Origin of the sequence: Streptomyces sp. LaPpAH-108, from assembly GCF_000373625.1 — a bacterium.
Lineage (GTDB): Bacteria > Actinomycetota > Actinomycetes > Streptomycetales > Streptomycetaceae > Streptomyces.
In genome coordinates this window covers 493418-510595 of record NZ_KB891993.1, presented here as the reverse complement: position 1 = coordinate 510595, position 17178 = coordinate 493418, and the positions used below count along the sequence as shown (strand labels likewise).

14 protein-coding genes are annotated in these 17178 nt (G+C 74.1%); 5 read left to right on the top strand and 9 right to left on the bottom strand.

All coding sequences use genetic code 11. The features are described 5' to 3' along the window. Window positions 1-3: 3 nt before the first annotated feature. Window positions 4-4365, top strand: coding sequence for a cation-translocating P-type ATPase (locus tag B079_RS0113810; RefSeq protein ID WP_018546404.1), 4362 nt, complete (start codon window positions 4-6; stop codon window positions 4363-4365). Here the strand turns inward: B079_RS0113810 and B079_RS0113805 are convergent. The 7 genes from B079_RS0113805 to B079_RS0113775 form a co-directional block, all read right to left on the bottom strand. After that, a complete protein-coding gene (locus B079_RS0113805) occupies window positions 4362-5729 on the bottom strand; it encodes a nucleobase:cation symporter-2 family protein (RefSeq protein ID WP_026248673.1) in 1368 nt (455 codons plus the stop codon). The two genes, B079_RS0113810 and B079_RS0113805, sit on opposite strands and share 4 nt — an antisense overlap. Before the next feature lie 148 nt (window positions 5730-5877). Then, window positions 5878-7218, bottom strand: a complete 1341-nt coding sequence (locus B079_RS0113800) for an FAD-dependent oxidoreductase (RefSeq protein WP_018546402.1) — start codon at window positions 7216-7218, stop codon at window positions 5878-5880. Between the two features lie 177 nt (window positions 7219-7395). Continuing rightward, window positions 7396-8070, bottom strand: a complete 675-nt coding sequence (locus B079_RS0113795; RefSeq protein ID WP_018546401.1) for a TetR/AcrR family transcriptional regulator — start codon at window positions 8068-8070, stop codon at window positions 7396-7398. A 158-nt stretch (window positions 8071-8228) separates the two neighbouring features. Further along, window positions 8229-8918 carry an HAD family hydrolase gene (locus B079_RS0113790; RefSeq protein ID WP_026248672.1) on the bottom strand — a complete coding sequence of 230 codons (690 nt, stop codon included), beginning with the start codon at window positions 8916-8918 and terminating at the stop codon, window positions 8229-8231. Between the two features lie 10 nt (window positions 8919-8928). Then, window positions 8929-9633, bottom strand: coding sequence for a phosphatase PAP2 family protein (locus tag B079_RS0113785; RefSeq protein WP_106432320.1), 705 nt, complete (start codon window positions 9631-9633; stop codon window positions 8929-8931). A 71-nt stretch (window positions 9634-9704) separates the two neighbouring features. After that, window positions 9705-10640, bottom strand: a complete 936-nt coding sequence (locus B079_RS0113780) for a M56 family metallopeptidase (RefSeq protein WP_018546398.1) — start codon at window positions 10638-10640, stop codon at window positions 9705-9707. Window positions 10641-10754: 114 nt separating this feature from the next. After that, the gene (locus tag B079_RS0113775; RefSeq protein WP_026248670.1) at window positions 10755-11303 is read right to left on the bottom strand and encodes a DUF5134 domain-containing protein; all 549 of its coding nucleotides are present in this window, start codon (window positions 11301-11303) and stop codon (window positions 10755-10757) included. A 156-nt stretch (window positions 11304-11459) separates the two neighbouring features. On the opposite strand from B079_RS0113775, the gene B079_RS0113770 reads away from it, so the two are divergent. Further along, window positions 11460-13067, top strand: a complete 1608-nt coding sequence (locus tag B079_RS0113770) for an FUSC family protein (protein WP_018546396.1) — start codon at window positions 11460-11462, stop codon at window positions 13065-13067. Then, window positions 13064-13672 (top strand): MarR family winged helix-turn-helix transcriptional regulator, encoded by a 609-nt coding sequence (locus B079_RS0113765; RefSeq protein WP_018546395.1) that lies wholly within the window; start codon window positions 13064-13066, stop codon window positions 13670-13672. The genes B079_RS0113770 and B079_RS0113765 overlap by 4 nt, the downstream gene beginning before the upstream one ends. Window positions 13673-13691: 19 nt before the next feature. Here the strand turns inward: B079_RS0113765 and B079_RS0113760 are convergent, their stop codons facing one another. After that, on the bottom strand, window positions 13692-14084 hold the full coding sequence (locus B079_RS0113760) for a VOC family protein (RefSeq protein WP_018546394.1): 393 nt from the start codon (window positions 14082-14084) through the stop codon (window positions 13692-13694). A gap of 72 nt (window positions 14085-14156) precedes the next feature. Here B079_RS0113760 and B079_RS0113755 point away from each other — a divergent pair, with 72 nt between their 5' ends. Continuing rightward, window positions 14157-14693: a GNAT family N-acetyltransferase gene (locus tag B079_RS0113755; protein ID WP_018546393.1), complete on the top strand. Its 537-nt coding sequence runs from the start codon at window positions 14157-14159 to the stop codon at window positions 14691-14693. Window positions 14694-14715: 22 nt separating this feature from the next. Here B079_RS0113755 and B079_RS0113750 read toward each other — a convergent pair whose 3' ends face one another. Further along, window positions 14716-15399 (bottom strand): glycerophosphodiester phosphodiesterase, encoded by a 684-nt coding sequence (locus tag B079_RS0113750; RefSeq protein ID WP_026248669.1) that lies wholly within the window; start codon window positions 15397-15399, stop codon window positions 14716-14718. Between the two features lie 347 nt (window positions 15400-15746). Between B079_RS0113750 and B079_RS0113745 the strand changes: the two genes are divergently transcribed. Then, window positions 15747-17144, top strand: coding sequence for a DUF6421 family protein (locus B079_RS0113745; RefSeq protein ID WP_026248668.1), 1398 nt, complete (start codon window positions 15747-15749; stop codon window positions 17142-17144). The last annotated feature ends 34 nt before the right edge of the window (window positions 17145-17178 follow it).

Sequence of the window (17178 nt, the reverse complement as noted above, 5' to 3'; positions counted from 1 at the left end):
GCAATGGTGCTCGAGCTGCTGACGTCACCGGTCACCGCCGTCCGACGGCTGCCCGCCGTACCCGGACTTCTCGCCGGAGCCGCCGCGCCCGCCGTCGGACTGGCGGCGGGCGCCGCGGTCGGCACCGCCCGCGCGGGCGTACGGGCCGCCGACACGACCGCCCGGGTCGCCCGCGTCGTGCGCTCCGCCCTGCCCGGCGGCCCCGCCCACTGGCGCTCCGGCGTCCGCGCCCACCTCCCGCTGCGCGCCGCGCACCCGGAGCGCGTACGCCACGAAGGCGGCACCGCGCACCTGGCCCGCCGGATCGCCGTCACCCTGGCGGAGCGGCCCGACGTGGTCTTCGCCTACTGGGACGACGGCCTGGCCCGGCTCGTCGTCACCGTCACCGAGGACGACATGCTCGACCGGGTCGTCGACCACGCGGCCGACCTCGCGCAGCGCGAGGGACTGCTCGTGGCGGGCGGCGACCCCGAGGAGAACACCCACCCCGCCGACCCGGCCGGAGTACGCGCCGCCGCGACCACCCTCGGCATCGACATCCTCGGCATCTCCGTCGCGGTCACCACCTTCCTGCTGCGTACCCCGCCCACGCCTCGCGCGCTGACCGCCGTGGTGACCTTCCTGCGCGAGAACCCGCGCTTCCGCGCCCTGCTGCGCTCCCGCATCGGCGCCACCCGCATGGACCTCCTGCTGGCCACCGCGAACGCCACCGTCCACGCCGCCGGGCAGACCCCCACCTCCCTGGTGCTCGACGGCACCCTGCGCGGCTGCCAGCTCGCCGAGACCGTGGCCCGCGCCGCCGCCTTCGACACGGTCCACGACCAGCTCTGCGGCCCGGGCCGGGTGAGCGTCACCGGCGACGACACCCCGCGCCCGTCCCTGCGCGAGTCCCCGGTGCAGGCGTACGCCGCCCACGCCTCGATCGGCAGCGTGCTCGGCGCGGTGGCCGCCTTCCTGGTCAAGCACGACACCAACTCCGCCGCCGAGGCCGTGCTCGCCGGTTCGCCCAAGGCCGCCCGCTACGCCCCCGCCGCCTTCCACGCCGTGTTCGGCACGTCGCTGGCCCGCGACGGCGTGCTCGTCCGCGACCCCGAGCGGCTGCGACAGCTGGAGACCGCCGGCACCCTCGTCCTCCACCCGAGCGCCCTGCGCACCGACGACGGACTGGCCGACCCCTGGACCGAGGCCGTGCTCGATGCCGCCCGCCGCGCCGGACTCCGCGTCGTGCTGGTGGACGACCCCGCCCTGGAGGACTTCACCGGGCTCGCCGACCAAGTGGTGGACGCCCGGCGCCCGCTGGACGACGTGGTGTACGCCCTGCGCGCCGAGGTGGGCGAGGAGGAGGACGTCGAAGCCGCCTGCGGCCGGGAGGACGTCGTCATCACGGTGGCCCGGCCGCGCACCGCCGAGGAGCGCGAGGTGCTGGCCGGGCTGCGCGGCAGCGACATCGCCGTGGTGCTCACCGACCACGGCGGCGCCGTGGTCTGGGGCGCCGACGTCCTCGCCCCGCACGGACTGCCCGACGTGTGGCGGCTGCTGACCGCGATCCCCGCCGCCCGCGACGTGAGCCGGCGCGGACAGGTCCTCGCCCGCTCCGGCGCCGCGCTCTCCGGCCTCCTCGTCGCCATCGGGGACGGCCACCGCGGCAGACGCCACTCACTGCTGCCCGGACTGCGGCACGCCCCGGTCGACACCGGCGCGCTGACCGCGCTGTTCTCCGGCATCTGGGCCGCCCTCGGCGTGGCCTCCGCCCGCACCCCGCGCCCGCGCGCCCGGGTCCGCTGGCACGAACTCGGCCCCCAGGAGGCCATGGAGCGCCTGGACCGCACCGCGGACGCCCCGCCCACCGCCCTGGAACGCGCGCTGGCCACGGCCCGCCGTACCGTACGGCACGCGGTACGGCACCCCGCGCTCGTCCCCGCCCGCTGGAGCTGGCAGCTCGGCCAGGCCGTACGCGGCGAGCTGGACGACCCGCTCACCCCGGTCCTCGCCGTCGGCTCCGCGGCCTCCGCCATCCTGGGCTCGGTCGTGGACGCCCTGCTGGTCGTCGGCGCCCTCGATCTCAACGCGCTCGTCGGCGGAGTCCAGCGGCTGCGCGCCGAACGGGCGCTGTCCGGGCTCCAGGCCGAACAGCAGCGCAAGGCCCGCGTGGCACCCCCGCCGGAGGAGGCCCCGGCGGGCGGCACCGTGACCGTCGACGCGGGCACGCTGCGCCCCGGCGACGTGATCGAGCTGAAGGGCGACGACGTGGTGCCCGCCGACGCCCGGCTGCTCTGGGAGGACGGCCTGGAGGTGGACGAGTCCGCGCTCACCGGCGAGTCGCTGCCGGTGCAGAAGGACCCCGACCCCACCCCGCACGTCGCCGTCGCCGAGCGGCGCTGCATGGTCTTCGAGGGCACGACCGTGGTGGCGGGCACCGCGCACGCCGTCGTGGTCGACACCGGGGAACGCACCGAGGCCGCCCGCGCCGTCCACCTCGCGGGCCGTACGCCCCCGGCCGCCGGAGTGCAGGGCCGCCTCCAGGAACTCACCCGCAAGGCCCTGCCGTTGACCCTCGCGGGTGGCGCCGCCGTCACCGGACTCGCGCTGCTGCGCGGCACCCCGGTGCGCGAGGCCGTCAGCGGAGGCGTGGCCGTCGCCGTGGCCGCCGTGCCCGAGGGGCTGCCGCTCGTCGCCACCGTCGCCCAGCTCGCCGCCGCCCGGCGGCTCAGCCGCGACGGCGTGCTCGTGCGCACCCCGCGCACCCTGGAGGCGCTGGGCCGCGTCGACACCTTCTGCTTCGACAAGACCGGCACCCTCACCGAGAACCGGCTCCGCCTGGTGCGGGTCTCCGACGCCGAGGGCACGGTCGGCGCCGTCGACGACCCCGGCCCCGCGCGCACCCTGCTGCGCGCCGCCCGCGCCTGCCCCCGTGTGAACGGCGGCTCCGGACGCCCCGTGCACGCCACCGACGAGGCGGTCCTCGACGCCGCGGGCCCCGATCCCGAGTGGACCCAGCTCGGCGGCCTGTCCTTCGAGGCCGCCCGGGGTTATGCCGCCGCTGTCGGCCGTGAGGGCGAAGGACCGCGCCTCCTCGTGGTCAAGGGCGCCCCCGAGACCGTGCTGCCCGCCTGCGAGGGCACCCCCGACCCCGCCTTCGCCACCGCGCACGAGCTGGCCGGGGACGGACTGCGCGTCCTCGCGGTGGCCGCCCGCCCCCTCGCCGACGACGAGGACGAGACAAAAGTCCTCGAAGACCCGCTGCACGCCCTGGAGTTCAACGGCCTCCTCGCGCTCTCCGACGTCCCCCGCGAGACCTCCCGGGCCCTGGTGCGCGGCCTGTACGAGGAGGGCGTACGCCCCGTCATGCTCACCGGCGACCACCCGCAGACCGCCCGCGCCATCGCCCGCGACCTCGGCTGGCCCGAGGGCACCGAGGTCGTCACCGGGGACGAACTGGCCGCCGCGGACCGCAGGACCCGGGCCCGGATGCTGCGCGACGCCGGAGTGGTCGCCCGGGTCGCGCCCGAGCAGAAACTCCAGGTCGTCGAGGCGCTGCGGGACGCGGGCCGGGTCGTCGGCATGGTCGGGGACGGTGCCAACGACGCCGCCGCGATCCGCGCCGCCGACATCGGCGTGGGCATCAGCGCCCGCGGCTCGGCCGCCGCCCGCAACGCCGCCGACATCGTGCTCACCGACGACGACCTGACCGTTCTGATCGACGCCATCGGCGAGGGCCGCTCGCTGTGGCACAGCGTCGCCGACGCCATCGCCATCCTCATCGGCGGCAACGCGGGCGAGGTCGGCTTCGGCATCCTCGGCACCCTGGTCTCGGGCACCGCACCGCTCTCCACCCGCCAGATGCTGCTGGTCAACCTGTTCACCGACCTGTTCCCGGCCATGGCGGTCGCCGTCACCCCGAAGGCGCCCGAGGACGAGGACGCGGGGGAGTGGACCACCACCCCGGAGGACGCGGCGGGCGGCGTCCTCGGCGCGCCCCTGATCCGGCAGATCCGGCACCGCGCCCTGACCACCGCGCTCGGCGCGACCGTCGCCTGGCTGATCGGCCGCTTCACCCCCGGCACGGCCCGCCGCTCCAGCACCATGGCGCTGTGCGGCGTGGTCGGCACCCAGCTCGTGCAGACGCTCCTGGACCGCCGCGACAGCACCCTCGTCCGCTTCACCGCCCTCGGCTCGGCCGCCGTCCTCGTCGCCGTCATCCAGACCCCCGGCGTCAGCCGCCTCGTCGGCTGCACCCCGCTCGGGCCCGTCGCCTGGACCGGCGTCGCCCTGGCGATCCTCCTCGCGGTGGCGGGCCAGCGGGCCCTGCCGCGCCTGGAGGAGACGGTCGTACGGCTGCTGCCGAAGGAGGAGGACGCGGCCTAGGCGCTCTGTGCGGGAGCCTCTTGCGCGGGCGTCGCGTCGGCCGGTACGGCTCCGTCGCCGCTCCTCGACGGCAGATGGTTGAACAGCAGGTTCAGCGCGATCGCGGTCAGACACCCCGCGCTGATCCCGCTGTTCATCACCGTCTGGAACCAGTCCGGGAACCTCGCGTACACGTCCGGCACGCCCACCGGCAGCACCCCGACCGCCACCGAGACCGCGACGACCGTCAGATGGTGGTTGTCCTTGAAGTCGACCCGGGCCAGCGTCCGCAGCCCGCTCGCCGCGACCGTCCCGAACATCACCAGCCCGGCCCCGCCGAGCACAGGGGCCGGAACCGCCGCCACCAGCGCGCCCAGCTTGGGCAGCAGACCGAGCAGCACGAGGAGTCCCCCGGCCGCGGCGACCACCCAGCGGCTGCGCACCCGGGTCATCCCGACCAGGCCCACGTTCTGCGCGTACGCCGTGTACGGGAAGGTGTTGAACACCCCGCCGAGCACCGTCGACAACCCGTCCGCGCGCAGCCCGTCGGCCAGCGAGCGCGACTCCACTTGACGGTCCGTCAGCTCGCCCACCGCGATCAGGTCACCCGTGGTCTCCGTCATCGTCACCAGCGCCACCACCAGCATGGAGACGATCGCGGACACCCGGAACTCGGGCGCCCCGAAGTGGAACGGGGTGCTGATCCCCACCCAGTCCGCGTCCCCGACCCCGCCGAAGTCCGTGAAGCCGAACGGCACGGCCACCGCGAGGCCCACCACGATGCCGGTCAGCACGGCGATCCGGGAGAGGAACGCCGGGGCGAACCGCTGCACCCCGAGCACCACCACGAGCACGAACGCCGCCAGCGCCAGATTCCGGGGCGCCCCGAAGTCCTTCGCGCCCGCTCCGCCCGCCGCCCAGTTGCCCGCGACCGGCAGCAGCGAGACCCCGATGATCAGAATCACCGTGCCGGTGACCAGCGGCGGGAAGAAGCGCAGCAGCCTGCCGAACACCGGTGCGAGGAGCATGATCGCAAGACCCGCGACGATCACCGCGCCGTAGATCGCGGGCAGTCCACCACCCGTCGTCCCGATCAGCACCATCGGCGAGACCGCCGCGAACGTGCACCCCTGCATGATCGGCAGCCGTACGCCGAACCGCCAGAACCCGACGCACTGGATCAGCGTCGCCACCCCGCACACCAGCAGATCGGCGGTGATCAGATACGCCAGGTCGGCGGCGGACAGCTTCATCGCGCCGCCCACGATCAACGGCACCGCCACCGCGCCCGCGTACATCGCGAGCACATGCTGCAGACCGAAGGCCGCGAGGCTGCGCACCGGTGGTATCTCGTCGACGGGATGGACAACTGCGGTCTCTGCCATGGGGACTCCAGAGCGGCGGTGGGGGAGCGGCATCCGAACTGCAGGCGACGGTAAGCGCCTTGAACAGATTGTTGATTTCCGCGGCGTTGCCGCCGTGTGTCCTGCCCCACCGGGGGCGCGGAGATGCCAACTTCCCTGCGCGCGTCGCCTACACGGTCCGCGCCGCCGCCAACAGCTCGTCCCAGTCCGCCAGTTTGACCACCTTGCGCCCGAGGCGTTCCCCCAGCTCCGCCTCGGCCCGCTCGATGGCCAGCCAGCCCGGCCACGGCACCGGCTCGATCCCCGACTCCTTGAGCGCGGCGAGCGGTTCGTCCGGCACCTCGCGGGCGGCGAGCGCGGGGGCGTCGGCGAGCAGCGAGGCCACCGTCTCCTTGGCGCAGGGCCGGTTGCTGCCGATGACCCCGGTCGGCCCCCGCTTGATCCACCCGGCGACGTACTCACCGGGCGAGGCCACCCCGTCCCGCAGCACCCGGCCCTCCTGATGCGGCACGGTCCCGGTCGCCGGGTCCAATGGCAGCCCCTCGGGCGGCACTCCGCGATAGCCCACCGAGCGCAGCACCAACTGTGCGGGGACGTCCTCGAATCGGCCCGTCCCGACGACACCGCCCCGCCCGTCCGGTGCCGTCCGCTCGAAGCGCACGCCGCCCACCCGGCCGTTCTCCTCCAGGATTTCGACGGGCCGCAGGAAGAACCGCATCCGGATGTTCCGCTCCGCCTCCGGTCCCGGCAGCGCTGCCCAGTCGCGCAGCACCTCCGCGTTGCGCCGCTGCGCGGCGGGCAGTGCGGACAGTTCCGCGAAGGCCGGGTCGAGCGCCAACTCGGCCAGTTCCACGTGGACTTGAGTGCCGGGCAGCTGCCCCAGCTCGCGCAGCTCCTTGGTGGTGAACCGGGCCTGGGTCGGCCCGCGCCGCGCCGCCATGTGCACCTCGCCGACACCGCTCGCGGCCAGCACGTCCAGGGGCGCCTGCGGCATGTCCGTGCCGTGCAGCTGCTCCGCGCCCCGCACCAGCATCCGGGTCACGTCCAGCGCCACGTTGCCCGCGCCGATCACCACCGCCGAGCGCACGTCGCTCAGTGAGCCGAGGCCCGCCGCGTCCGGGTGGGCGCTGTACCAGGACACGAAGTCCGTCGCCGCCCAGCTGCCCGGCAGATCCTCGCCGGGGATGTCCAGACGGCGCCCGGTGGCGGCGCCCACGCAGTAGACGACCGCGTGGTACGTCTCCCGCAGCCGCTCCGGCGCGATGCCGTCCGGGCCGCCGACCTCGACCCCGCCGAGGAACCGCACCCGCTCGTGCTCCAGCACGGTCCGCAGACTGTCCTGGAGCGACTTGATCTTCTCGTGGTCCGGGGCGACGCCATACCTGACCAGGCCGAACGGCGCGGGCAGCCGGTCCAGCACATCCACTTGCACGTCCGGACGGAGCTGGACCAGATTCTGCGCGGTGTAGCACCCGCTCGGTCCGGAGCCGACGACGGCGACACGCAGCACGGCGGCCTCCTCACCCCGAGGGCATCGGGAGAGTGCCCTGACGGCTCCAGCATGGCACCGGCGGCCCACGGCGGCAGGAGCTGGCAGGCCACCCGGGCGGTGCCGCGCTCAGGCCCGGGCGGTCCCGAGCTCAGTCCGGGCGGTGCCGGTGCCGGGCCGGTGGGCGATCGGCAGGGCTCAGGCCCGGTCCGGCTCCGGCCGCTCCCCGGTCGCGAAGAACCGCGACAGATCCCGCTCCGCCTCGCCCCCGGCCGCCGCACTCTCCGGCGGCACCCCCAGCTCCCAGTCCAGCCCGTACCGCTCGAACAGCTCCGCGCGCAGCACCGGCACGGGCATCGGCACCCCGGGCACGAGCGCCGCGTACACCGCGCCCATCAGCAGCGCCCGCAGCATGGGGTAGTCGGCGGGCACGTCCGCCGAGCCGTACCGCGCCACCGTGTCGCCAAGGAGCTCCGACAGGCGCCGCTGCTCCGGGCACTGCACGAAGCCCTCGGCCTGGAGCAGCCCCGCCATGTGCTGGCGCATGAGCACGGGCCGGTCCCGGGCCAGGCCCAGGATCGCGTCGACGGCGCGGGCCAGCCGCTCGCGCCCGTCCTCGGTGCGCGGCTCCCGCTCCAGCGCCTCCTCCAGCGTGCGGTGCATCAGCCGGTGCACGGCGGACTGCACCAGCTGGCGCTTGCCGGGGAAGTAGTACGACACCAGTCCGCGCGCCGAACCGGCGCGGTCCGCGATGTCTCCGAGGGTGGTCGCGTCGTAGCCGCGTTCGCCGACCAGCTCCACCGCGGCCTGCAGCAGACGCTCCCGGGAACGGCGGCGCAGCTCTTCGTTGACCGAGGCGCTGCGCGGGGACATCGTCGAACTCCTGCGTTGACTGGCTGGCGGCCAACTATACTCGTCGGACCAGGCACCGCTTCGCGCGGGGCCTGTTCAGGGGTGCCGTCCGTCTGGGGCGACGCGGGGGATCGTCTCAGGCGGCCGGCACACCGGTGAGCGCCCCCTGCGGGGCCCTCTCACCCGCTCAGCTCCAGCACCGGCAGCAGCGCGTCCGGACGCCGGTCCACCGGCAGATGGTCCACGAAGTGCACCCGGCACCCGAGCACGGCCGCGCCGCCATCGGCCGGACGGCTGTCCCCGACCATCAGCACCTCGCGCGGCTCGACCCCCAGCCGCTCGCAGGCCAGCGTGAAGATCCGGGGATCGGGCTTCTTGATCCCGTGCTCGTACGACAGCACATAGGTGTCCACATACGCGTCCAGCCCGTGTGCGCGGAACACCGGACGCAGGTCCCAGCCGATGTTGCTGACCACCCCGATCGCGGTCCCCCGCTCCCGCAGCTTGCGCAGCACGTCCGCCGCGTCCGGGTACGGCGTCCACGCGGCCGGGCTCATGTGCCGGTCGTACAGCGCGTCGTGCAGCCCCGGGTCGGGCAGCGGGACGAGCCGGGAGAGGCCGGTGTACGCGGCCCGGTGGGCCTGCGCGTTCTGGTCGCGGGTCTCCCACGACTCCGCCAGCCCGTCCGGCACGCGCAGCGGCTCCGCACCGCCCGGGAGCGCCCCGGCCTCCTCCAACCGCCGTGCCACGGCGACGAGTTCGGCCTCATCGAGCCGCCCGCCGGTGGCCGCGAGCCCGGCGCGCAGCCACGACTCGGTCGACTCGATACGGAAGAGGGTGCCGGAGAAGTCGAACAGGACGGCGTTCATGCGCGCGACCCTACCCGGGCCCGCGTCCCCGTACGCCACGCGGGCGCCACTCGTACACCACCACCGCGACCGCCACCACCAGCGCCCCGAACAGCCAGCCGCCCAGCACGTCCGAGGGCCAGTGCACACCGAGCCACACCCGGGTCGCGCCCACGCCCACCACCGCGAGGAGCGCGACCGCGACGGCCGTCCACCACAGGGCCCCACGCGTCCCGTCGCGGTGGAGCAGCCACAGGAGCAGGCCGCAGACCACGGTGGCCGTCATCGCATGGCCGGAGGGAAAGGCCGCGAAGCGCGCGGAGTCCACCGGGTCCGGCCACACCGGACGCGGCCTACCGACCGCGGCCTTCACCGACTGCTGCACCACCACCGCCACCCCGACGGTCAGCACCAGCCACAGCGCCGTCCACCAGGCCGCCCGGCGCCACAGCAGCCACAGCGCGACCACCGCGCACACCAGACGCATGGTCAGCGGATCGAGCACCCAGTCCGACAGCACCCGCATGACCGAGGTGGCCGCGCCGTCGCGGACCGCCCAGCGGTGCGTCGTCCGGGACACGGAGCCGTCCGCCTCGACGAGCGGCGCCCATTCGACCGCCACCAGCGACATCAGGACGGCGCAGCAGGCGGCGAGGACGGCCACGACGAGAGTGGCGGTGCGGAGCGCGGGGGAGGGCCGGTGGGCGGGAGTCGCGCGGGCGGGCTGGTGACACATGCCGCGATCCTCGTACATACGGCGGTACATGGGCATCCCACCGTCCCGGCGCGTCGGCGGCAGAAGCGGGCTTAACCCAGTGCCCGCAGCGCCGGAACGAGCGTCACCAGCACCGGAATCACCGGGATCAGCGCGGCAGCCGCCGTCAACCGCAGCCGCTGGGGTGCCGGAAGCCGTTCCGGGGCGGTCAGCAGCCGGTCCACCCGCTGCGGCACATGTGACTCGGGGGTGGGGCACGGCCCGAACACGCCCCGGTGCTGGTTGAGTTCGACCAGCGCGAGCGCCGTCGTCACCCGGCCGAAGCGCCGGGACGCGGTGTCGTCGGCGGCCAACTCGACCAGCCGGTGAATCTCGTCGCGGAACGCGGCGAACACCGGCACGCGCGGGAAACCGTCCGCCAGCGCCGCCGAACAGTGCAGCAGCCAGTCGTGCCGGGCCCGCGCGTGACCCTGCTCATGGGCCAGCAGGGCATCGAGCTGACGCCCCTTCAGGCGACGCAGCGCGGCCGTGGTGACGACGAGCCGGGGAGCCGTACCGGACAGCCACCACGCGTCGGGCCGCTCGCCCTCCAGCACCACCAGACGGCCCTCCGACGGCAGTTCACCGGGCAACAGCGGGGCCCGGAGCAGGAGTTCGGCCCGGTCCCGGCCACGGCACCTGCGGACCCGTACCACCTCGCGGACCAGCATCGCGGCGCTCCACAGGCCACCGCAGGCGAGGGCCACCGCCGTCCCGGCCGCCCAGGCCCCGCCCGTGCCGAGGGCGTACGCCTCGACGACCGCGTGCGGTGCCGGGGCGAACACCCGCCCGCGCACCGCCTGCCAGGCCGCCGCCGCGCTGAGCGTCATCGACAGCGCGCAGCACAGCAGGACGGCCGCCACCACGCACTGCCACGCCCACAGCGCCACCACCGGCTCCCGGTCCGGCCAGTCCGCCCGCCCGAGCAGCCGGGGAGCGGCGGCGGAGGTCAGGATGCCGAGCAGCAGCAGCGCCACGGGGACCATCATGGGCAGCACCCTATGGGCGCGAGCGGCCACCGGGAGCCACCCGGTCCGCCGAAGTGACGCAGACAACGCCCGGACGTGCGACGGAGGTTGACCGTCCTGCCCGCCGCCGCGCCCTCACATCGTCAGCAGCATCGCGACCGTGCCTATCCCCATCGACAGACGGCAGACGCGCGCCAGTTCGGTCCGGTCGCCCCAGCGCGGAGCGCCCCGTCCCGTACCAGCGGTGGCCGGTACCAGACGGGCTCCGGTCAGCAGTACATAGCCGGTGAAGTACAGCAGCAGCGCGCCCGTCAGCGGGGCCACGCCCGAGCCGCCGGGCATGTGGTGGTGCCCGGCCGGGGCGAGGGCCATCACCACGGACATGTAGACCATCGCCGAGGTGCCCATCAGATGGTGCAGATGATGCGCGTCCCGGCGGGCCGCCCACAGCGCGCGCAGCGCCGCCGCGCCGAACACGGCCGCGTACACCGGCCACACCCAGCGCGGGGGAGCGAACACCGCCGTCGGGACCGCCATCGCGGCCATCCCGAAGCCCATCAGCGCCTCGCCGCCCGCCGCGCGGCGCTGCTCCTCGACGCCGCTGCGCATCCGCAGCAGGCAGTAGGCCCCGGTCGCCGCGCACAGCGCGACCAGCAGCCAGGCCGGTGAAGCCGGACCGTGCACGCCCACCACCCCCGTTCGACGTCGGTCGAGAGATGCGATGCCCACGACACGCGGAGCGCACGCGAGCGCAAGGGAGTACACGGGGAGCACTCGCCGGAGCGCGCACGCCCGGAGGCCATATCTTTTACGGGTAAAACATATGCTAAGTTCATCCGTATGAGCAGCCTGTCCCTCCGCCCCCTTCCGCTCGCTCAGACGCTCCGTCTCGGACGGCCCTCCGCGATCTGGTTCAAACCCGCCCTCAGCGTCGTGGCCGCGACCCTCCCGCCCAACCTGGTCCTGCTGGCCCTCGGCCGACTCGACCTCGCCCTCTACACGATGGCCGGGGCGCTGTGCGCGCTCTACGCCCACGACCGCCCGTACACCGCCCGGGCCCGTGTCCTCGCCCTGGCGGTCCTCGGCATGACCGCCGGTCTGGCCGCCGCCCTCCTCGCCGCGTCGCTCACCTCCGACCCGGTCGTCCTGGTCACCGTCGGCGCCCTGCTGGCCGCCGTGCAGAAGACCGTCTGCGAGGCGACCCGGATCGGCCCGCCCGGCAACGTGGTCGTCGCCTTCGTCATGTCCGCCGCGCTCTTCGTCCCCCAGGCCCTGGGCCAGATTCCCGGCCACCTCGCCCTCGCGCTCGGCGCGGGCGCCTGGGCCTGGCTGATCGGCATGGCCCCGGGCCTGTTCCGCCCGCACGGCCCCGAACGCCGCGCCGTCGCGGCGGCCCTGCGCGCGGTCGCCGCCCAGGCCGGAAGCGGCGCGGGACCGTCCCGTACGGCCGCCTACGCCGCCCTGCACACCGCCCGGTCCGCCCTGCACGCCCCCGGCGTCCGCCCCGACCCCACCCGGCAGGCCCTCGCCGCCCTGCTGACCGAGGCCGAGACCGCCCTCGCGACCCCGCACGCCGACGCCGCCGTACTGCGCGCCCACGCCGACGCACTGCGCGGCTCCGGCCCCGTTCCCAGCGCCACCGGCACGGTCGCGGAACCGCCGCACCCCCGCCCCCGCCGCATCCCCCTGGCCCACCTCGCCCCGCTCGCCGCCCGCACCGCGCTGGGCTGCGCGCTCGCCGGATACGCGGCCCTCGCGCTCGGTGTCGGCCGCCCCTACTGGGCCCTCGTCACCGCCGCCGCGCTCTACCAGGCCAACGTCACCCGCACCTGGAGCCGCGCCCTCCAGCGAGTCCTCGGCAACCTGCTCGGGGTGCTCCTCTTCGCCGCCCTCGCCCCGCTGACCCACCTCCACCCTGTGGTGCTCGTGCTGTGCTGCGCGGCCTGCAACTTCGGCGCCGAGGCGCTGATCGCCCGCAACTACTGGCTCGGCAGCGTCTGCGTCACGCCCATGGCGCTGCTCATCACCGAGTTCACCCGCCTCCAGGACCCCGGCCCGCTGATGACCCAGCGCGTCCTGGACACCCTGGTCGGCGCCCTGACCGGCTTCGCCGCCGCCGTCCTCGTCACCAACCGGCGCGCGGGACGGCACATGGAGCACGCCCTCACCGCCGCCGAGGAGGCCCGCGCCCACGCCGACCGGCTGCTCGCACAGCCCCGTGCCGCCGACCTGGACGCCGCGCGCCGCGCCCTCGCCGTGGCCCTGGTCGACCTGCGCGCCACGGCCGACACCGCGCTGGGGGAGTGGTGGCAGCGGCCCCTGCCCGAGGAACGGGTCCTGCGCGCCGAGCAGGCCGGACACCGTACGCTCACCGAGACGGTGCGCCACGGACGGGCCGCACACGCGCAGGCGCACGACAGCGGGACGACGGAGGCAGTACGGCCATGACGGCGAGGAACGGGCAGCCGGACACCGGGGACGAACGGACGGACGGCCCCGGACCGACGGCCGACGGCGCCGGTGCCAGGAGCGGCGCCGACACCCCGCCCCGCACCGACACCGTCGCTGCGGTCGTCGGCCAGTGGCGTGCCGTGCACCCCGGGCTCGACACCGGCCCCATGGAGGTCATCGGCCGGATCAACCGCTGCGCCGCCCTCCTCCAGCAGGCCGAGGACGCCCCGCTGCGCCGCGCGGGACTCAGCCGCGCCGAGTTCGACCTGCTCGGCGCGCTGCGCCGCACCGGCCACGAGCTGACCCCGGGAGAGCTGGCCCGCGAGACCTTCTCCTCCGGGGCCGCCGTGACCAAGCGCCTCAAGCGGCTCACCGAGACCAAACTGGTCGAACGGCGCACCGACACCCGCGACCGCCGGGTGGCCCACCTCCGCCTCACCGACGCGGGCCGCGCCCTCGTGGACGGCATCCTCCCCGAGCAACTCGCCTACGAGAAGGCGGTGTTGTCCGCACTCGCCCCCGAGGGCCAGGAAGAGCTGTCCGACCTGCTCGCGGTGCTCCTGAACGGACTGGAGGGCCACCTCGGCGGCCTGCGTGCCTGAAGCCGCCACGCCCCGGGCGTCAGATCCCCGGCCGGTACCGCAGCGGATGCTCCTCGGGCACCTCCACCAGCACGATCGGAATGCCGTCCGGGTCCGCGATCCACATCTCGTCCAGTCCCCACGGCTCCCGCTCCGGCGCTCGGACGATCTCCACGCCCTTCTCCCGCAGCTCCTTGTGCGCGGCCCGCAGATCCGGGACCTGGAGCCACAGCCGCACCTCGGGCGACGAAGGAGTCTCGGAGCGCCCCGAGACCTCCAGGAAACCGCCGCCCAGGAAATAGACGGTCCCGCGCTCCGGACCCGTACCGAACTCGCGGTAGACGGCGAGCCCCAGCTGATCCCCGTAGAAGGCGCGGGAACGGTCGGGGTCGGTCGGGCGGACGAGCAGACGACTGCCGAGTACATGCACCATGCGGGCGAAGCCTAATCGCCCGGTTACCCTCGACCCTGGCCGAGCCGCGCCCGAGAAGTCGGAGAACATCCCATGAACCACCCCACCGGACTGACCTTCCGCGACGCCACCGACGCCGACGTGGACGCCCTCGTCGCACTGGTCGAGTCGGCGTACCGGGGCGAGGCGAGCCGGGTCGGCTGGACCACCGAGGCGGACATCCTGGACGGACAGCGGACCGACCCCGAGGGCGTGCGGGAGATCGTCAAGTCGCCGGACAGCAGGCTGCTCGTCGTGGAGCGGGACGGCCACGCCGTCGCCTGCTGCCAGCTCGAACACCGGGGTGAGTACGCCTACTTCGGCATGTTCGCGGTCAGCCCCGCCCTCCAGGGCGCGGGCCTGGGCAAGGTCGTCATGGCGGAGGCGGAGCGCCAGGTCCGCGAGAGCTGGGGCGTCACCGAGATGCACATGACGGTGATCTCCGTCCGCGAGGACCTGATCGCCTGGTACAAGCGGCGCGGCTACCGCCGTACGGGAAAGACCTCGCCCTTCCCGTACGGCGACGAGCGCTTCGGCATACCGCGCCGGGACGACCTGCGCTTCGAGCTGCTGGTCAAGCCGCTGGCCTGACCCGGCAGCCGTCCTCAGCGGCTCAGGCCGTGAAGCGGCCCGTGCGCTTGATCTCCGGATAGTCCGTCGTCGCCCCGTCGAGCTGGAGCGCGCGCACCAGCCGCAGGTCGTCCTGGGTGTTGACCACCCAGGCGAAGACCCGCAGGTCCGCCGCGCGCGCCTTCTCCACGGTCTCCTGGGTGAGCCTGCGGATGTTGAGACAGAGGGCGGTGGCGCCCACCGCCACCGCCCGGTCCACCACGTCGGTGCCGTACCGGCTGGCGACGAGGGCCGTACGCACCCCCGGCACCAGCCGGGAGATCTCCGCCAGCGCCTCGTCGTGGAAGGACAGCACCTCCACGCGGGAGACCAGGTCCCGGCGGTGCATGACCTCGGCGAGCGCCTTGGCCGCCGCCACGTCCTTGATCTCCGCCTGGAGGGGCGCGCTCACTGCGTCCAGGACCTCTTCGAAGACCGGCACCTGCTCCCCGAGCCCCGCGTCGAGCGCGCGCAGCTCCGCGAGGGTCTTCTCGGAGATCGCCCCGTTGCCGTCGGTGGTGCGGTCCACCTCGGCGTCGTGCATGACGACCAGCGCGCCGTCCTTGCTGAGGTGCAGGTCGAGTTCGATGACGTCGAGGCCGGCCTGCTGCGCCGCGACGAAGGAACGGAGGGTGTTCTCGGGCTCGACGCCCATGACCCCGCGGTGTCCGATGGTAAGGAAGTTCAAGGTTCAACTCGCTTCCGTCGACGGCGGCCCGGTCCGCGGACCCGACGGACGTCGTCGACCGCGCGGCACGTTCCGCAGCCTAATGGCCCCGCCCTGGGATGGCTCTTCATGTGCGTCCGCCCCGTCACGGACCGTGTGCCGCTGCCCGCGCGCGGGGTGGCTGAAACCCGCAGGCGCCGGTGCGGTCGTATCCGTCCGACGGAAGTGAGCGCCGTCACGGTTTACCGCAGGAAAAACAGCGGCTGAACGGCGGCTGCGCAGAATAATTTCCCGAGACCCCTCTTGTTCGGTGAAACCGGGTATGCATACGGTGTCCATACGCGAGGTTCTCCCGTGGAGGATGGGTCATGACGGAAATTCTTGTGCAGGCGGGTGCGGAGGAGCGGCTTCCTTCGCTGACCAGGGTGATCGAGCACCCGGCCTGGCCGATGCTCAAGGATGCCGTGGAGCGGATCCGGCCATGGCAGTCCAAGGACGGATCGATCGACTTCGCGGCCGAGGGCGCCCCCACGCGGGCCGACGCCGAGGCCGCCGTCCGCCGGGTGACCGAGGCGGTCGAGGAGCTGGCCCCGCTGCTCCCGCACGACGCCGCCTACCACGAGGCTCTGGTGAAGGACCTGCGCCGCTGGGCCGAGGGCGGCTTCGAGGTGCCGGACTTCCTCGACTCGCTGCTGGCCTTCCAGCCCGCCGCGCACCGCGAGCACGGCCTCCAGCACCTGGTCGTCTTCCCGATGTACACGCAGAACGGCAACCCGGACCGCAACCTGGAGGCGGTCGTCCTGCGCATGGTCTGGCCGGACTGGCTGGCCGAGCTGGAGCGCACGCGGTACGACAACCCGCTGTTCTGCGGCATCACCTTCGAGGACTTCACCTCGGGCTACGACACCAACTCCGCCGTCCTCTTCCCGGAGACCATCGCCGTCCGCGAGGCGCCGGAACGTTTCTCCTGGGGCGGCATCTTCTGCGACCGCGAGGCCGCGCGCTTCCGCAAGGTCACCGACGCCGCCGTCGCCCTCCTGGGCCTGGAGCTGCCCGAGGACATCGCGGAGCTGGTCCACGACCAGAAGCGCTGCGAAGAGGCCTTCGTGCTCTGGGACATGGTCCACGACCGCACCCACAGCCACGGCGACCTGCCGTTCGACCCGTTCATGATCAAGCAGCGCCAGCCGTTCTGGATGTACGGCCTGGAGGAGCTGCGCTGCGACCTCACCGCCTTCAAGGAGGCCGTGAAACTGGAGTCGGACGGCGTCCCGCAGGCCCGTGACGTGCAGTACGCGGTCCTCTTCGACCGCATGTTCCGCTTCCCGGTCACCGGCGACCGCGTCCGCAACTACGACGGGCTCGGCGGCCAGCTGCTCTTCGCCTACCTGCACAAGCACGACGTGGTCCGCTGGACCGACAACAAGCTCTCCATCGACTGGGAGCGCGCCCCCGAGGTCACCAACCGGCTGTGCGCCGAGATCGAGCAGCTCTACCGCGACGGCATCGACCGGCCCAAGCTGGTCCACTGGTTCGCCGGGTACGACCTCGTGGCGACCTATCTCGCCCCGCACCCCGGCTCCAAGTGGGCCAAGGGCCCCGACGCGCTCGACCTGAGCCTGCCGCCGCGCAAGCTCGTGGACGACGTGCTCCCGGACGAGTTTCCGCTCAGCATGTTCTATGAGGCCCTGTCCAAGAAGCTGAAGAACGTGATTGCCTCGACCAAGGGCATCACGGCGGACGGCGCCGAGCGGGCCGCCGCGTGAGCGACGGCGTCCAGGTGGGCGACGTCCACGAGAG